The sequence below is a fragment of the Hydrogenophaga sp. GW456-12-10-14-TSB4 genome, assembly GCF_059424305.1.
The window spans coordinates 1-3,317 of sequence record NZ_JBWKZH010000132.1 but is presented as its reverse complement, the minus strand read 5'-3'; the positions used below and the strand labels follow the sequence as shown (position 1 = coordinate 3,317).

Here is a 3,317-nt window from a genome sequence, read left to right as displayed (position 1 = left end):
GGGAGGGTGGGTTCTCGTAGATCGCGGTGGCAATGCCGGTCATGGACGGCAGGTAGTAGCTCTGGTGCACCTTGCGCACCTGGGCGCACAGGGCGCCGCGCATGATGAGCCACATGATGACCTCGGCGCCTTCCAGGCCCCCGAGTTCGGCGAGTTCCGCGTGCGTCAGGTCGGCCAGGCGCTCGGGGTCCTCTTCGATCAGCGAGAGGAAGCGCTGGTCCCACGGGGTGTTGTTGAACCCGGCGCGCTCGCCGTGCACCTGGTGCGACAGGCCGCCCGTGGCGACGATCACCACCTTCAAGTCCTCGGGATACGACTCCACCGCGCGGCGCAGGGCCTGGCCGAGCTTGTAGCAGCGCCGCGCCGACGGCACGGGGAACTGGAGCACCCCCACCTGCAGGGGCACGATCGGGGCTGGCCATGACGCATCGCCGCCGCGCAGCATGGACATGGGCGAGAAGCAGCCGTGGTCCAGCGCCTTGTCCTGGAAGAACGCCATGTCGAATTCTTCCGACACGAGCGACTGGCCAATGTGGCGCGCCAGCGCCGGGTGTCCTGTCAGCGGCGGCACGTCGCGTGCGCCGCCGCCCTCGTCGGCCACGGCATAGCGGTCGCCGATGCCCAGGGTGAACGCGGAGTAGTGGTCGAAGAAGAAGGACGTGATGTGATCGTTGTAGACGATGAACATGACGTCGGGCTTCTTCTCGTCCAGCCACGCGCGCACCGGCTCGTAGGCGGCGAAGATCGGCCCCCACACCGGGTCGTCCTTCTGGTTCTTGTCGGCGGCGAACCCGATGGTCGGGGTGTGCGAGGTGGCGATGGCGCCAATGATCTGTGCCATGCGGGTCAGTCCAGCGAGGCCTGGGCCTTCTTGATCGTGTCGGCCTGGCGGACCGACTCGTTCTGGATGTACTTGTCGAACTCCGCCTTGGTGGCCGGGAACATTTCGTAGCCGAAGCTCAGGTATTTTTCCTTGAAGTCCGGGTCGGTGAGGACGGTCGCGATGTCCTTGGCGATCTTCTCGCGCACGGCTGGCGGCAGGTGCTTCGGCGCGGCGATGGTGGTCCAGCCCGCAACCTCGAAGTCCTTCGGGCCGCCGGCTTCGGTGAAGGTGGGCACATCGGCGTAGGCGGGAATGCGGCGCGGCGCGGCCACGGCCAGGAACTTGATCTTCTGCGCCCGGTAGAGCGGGCCGGCGGTGGCGCTGGTGCCCAGGGCGAAGGCGAGTTCGCCGCGCGCCACCGAGGTGTACAGCTGGCTGGTTTCCTTGAAGATGATGTGCTGCATCCTGGTGCCGGTGACGGTCTCCAGCAGCGCGGACCCCAGATGGACCGGGTTGCCCACGGACCAGGAGCCGTAGTTGAGGTCGCCTGGGCGGGCCTTGGCGTCGGCGATGACGTCGGCCACGTTCCTGTATTTGCTGTCCACCGCCGTGGTCATGAAGAAGTAGGTCTTGAACAGCGGGTACAGGGGGTCGAAGTCGTTCGCCGCGTCGTAGGGCAGCTTCTTGAAGAGGTGCGGGTAGGCGGTCAGGTGCACGTTGTCCAGCTGGATGAGGTCGTGGCCGTCGCTCGCGCCGCGCTTGAACTGGTCGATGGCGATGAAGCCGTTGCCGCCGGGCTTGTTCTCCACGATCACTGGCTGGCCCCACAGCTTGGACAGCTTGTCGGCCACCAGGCGCAACACCCCCTCGGGCCCGCTGCCGACCGGGAAGGGCGTGGTGATGCGGACCGGCTTGGTCGGGAAGTTCTGCGCCTGCGCCCCGGTGAGGGCGGCGAGCAGGCCGAGCGACAGCACGAAGCCGCGGGCCAGGTGGCGAAAAGCGTTGGGGGTCATGGGTTTGTCTCCTGGGGAACGCGCTCATCGAGCGACACGGTGGCGATTGTCTGGCGCCGTTGCGGCACCGCCCAGATGTTCAAAGAACGCACGAGATAACATCCGGTTATCGCGGAGGCCCGGCAACCATGAAACTTTCTGCCCTCAATGCCCTGATCGTCGCCGTGGAACAGGGCAGCCTGCGCAGCGCGGCCCGCGAGATCGGTGTTTCCCAGCCCGCGCTGACCAAGGTTGTACGCGAGCTCGAGGTCGAGCTGGCCGCGCCCTTGCTGGTGCGGAGCTCGCGGGGCGTCTTGCCCACGGCGCAGGGCATGGTGATGTACCAGCATGCCAAGAAGGTGGCCAAGGAGTTGCTGATGGCCACCGACAAGATCAGCCAGCTGGGCGGCGTGATGCGCGGTGAGCTCAACATCGCGGCGGTGCCGGTGGCCGTGATGCTGCTGATCCCGGAGGCCATCCGGACCTTCGGCCGGGACTACCCAGACATCCGCCTGCGGGTCAGCGAAGAGCTTTACATCGCGCAGCTGCAGCGCTTGCGCACCAACGAAGTGGACATCGCTGTGGGGGGCATTCCCGAGGGGCTGTCGGCCGGGGAGTTCATCGCCGAGCCGCTGATGAAGACCACGATGGTGGTGGTCGTGCGCAAGGGGCATCCCCGGGCCAAGGCCCGCCGGCTGGCGGAGCTGGTGGACGAGCGCTGGATCTACACGCACCTCTCGAACGACACCGGCTACGCCCGCCAGTTCTTCGAGTCCCACGGCCTGGCGCTGCCGCCGGTGGGGGCGGTGGTGAACTCGACGCTGAGCCTGATTTCCCTGCTGGCGTCCGGCAACTTCGTGGGGCTCATGCCGCGCCAGATCGCCGAGCACCCGCAGGCCGCGCCCCACATGCAGATCGTGCCGATTGCCGAGGAAGGCCTGCCCCTGTCCGTGGGCGCCATCATCCGCAGCGACTCGCGGGTGTCGCCTGCGGTGCGCCACTTCATCGCGCACCTGCACCGGGCGGCGCACCACGTCCCTTGACGCGGCCTGAAACGAAAAACCCGCCGGACGGCGGGTTTTTCGAGAGCTCGGGGGCGCTTACTTGTCGCGCTGACCTTCGGTCAGCGTGTCGAGCTGGAACCGCCCGCTCTTGTCCCACAGCCACACGTCGGTGTAGGTCACGCTGCCCATGCGCACCGGCGCAGGGAAGGGGGCCGCGGCGCGCACCGTGCGCTCGATCTCGCGCATCACGTCGGGCACGTGGCTGGGCGCGCGCATCCAGTTGATGTTCTGCACGTTGCCCCGGCCGTCCACCTGCACCTGGAGCACGCCCACGGCGTGCATCAGCGGCGGCAGCTGGCCCTTGTAGATGCGGTGGGCGTTGCGTTCGTAGATGTGGCGCGCACCGTCCTTGCGGTAGTCGTGGGGCGAGGCGGCGTGCGAAATGAAGTCGGGCGCGGGCAGGGCGCTCACCGGCGGCGGCGGTGCAGGCACCGGGGC

4 protein-coding genes are annotated in these 3,317 nt (G+C 67.7%); 1 reads left to right on the top strand and 3 read right to left on the bottom strand.

The features are described from left to right. Together AC07ZS_RS29605 and AC07ZS_RS29600 are read right to left on the bottom strand one after the other, a co-directional pair. Window positions 1–841: gallate dioxygenase (locus AC07ZS_RS29605; RefSeq protein ID WP_494801999.1), on the bottom strand; the 841-nt coding region annotated here is incomplete at its 3' end. Between the two features lie 5 nt (window positions 842–846). Further along, entirely contained in the window at window positions 847–1,836 is a 990-nt protein-coding gene (locus tag AC07ZS_RS29600) for a Bug family tripartite tricarboxylate transporter substrate binding protein (RefSeq protein WP_494801998.1), read from the bottom strand. 128 nt (window positions 1,837–1,964) lie between these two features. On the opposite strand from AC07ZS_RS29600, the gene AC07ZS_RS29595 reads away from it, so the two are divergent. Then, complete coding sequence (locus tag AC07ZS_RS29595) at window positions 1,965–2,858, top strand: LysR family transcriptional regulator (RefSeq protein WP_494801997.1); 894 nt, start codon at window positions 1,965–1,967, stop codon at window positions 2,856–2,858. Between the two features lie 57 nt (window positions 2,859–2,915). On the opposite strand, the gene AC07ZS_RS29590 is transcribed toward AC07ZS_RS29595, so the two are convergent. Continuing rightward, a complete protein-coding gene (locus AC07ZS_RS29590; protein WP_494802000.1) occupies window positions 2,916–3,311 on the bottom strand; it encodes an energy transducer TonB in 396 nt (131 codons plus the stop codon). Window positions 3,312–3,317 lie beyond the last annotated feature (6 nt).

Bases quoted from the DNA above. Each gene is read 5' to 3' on its own strand.
- AC07ZS_RS29600 (WP_494801998.1), bottom strand. From the start codon at position 1,836: ATGACCCCCAACGCTTTTCGCCACCTGGCCCGCGGCTTCGTGCTGTCG.
- AC07ZS_RS29595 (WP_494801997.1), top strand. From the start codon at position 1,965: ATGAAACTTTCTGCCCTCAATGCCCTGATCGTCGCCGTGGAACAGGGC.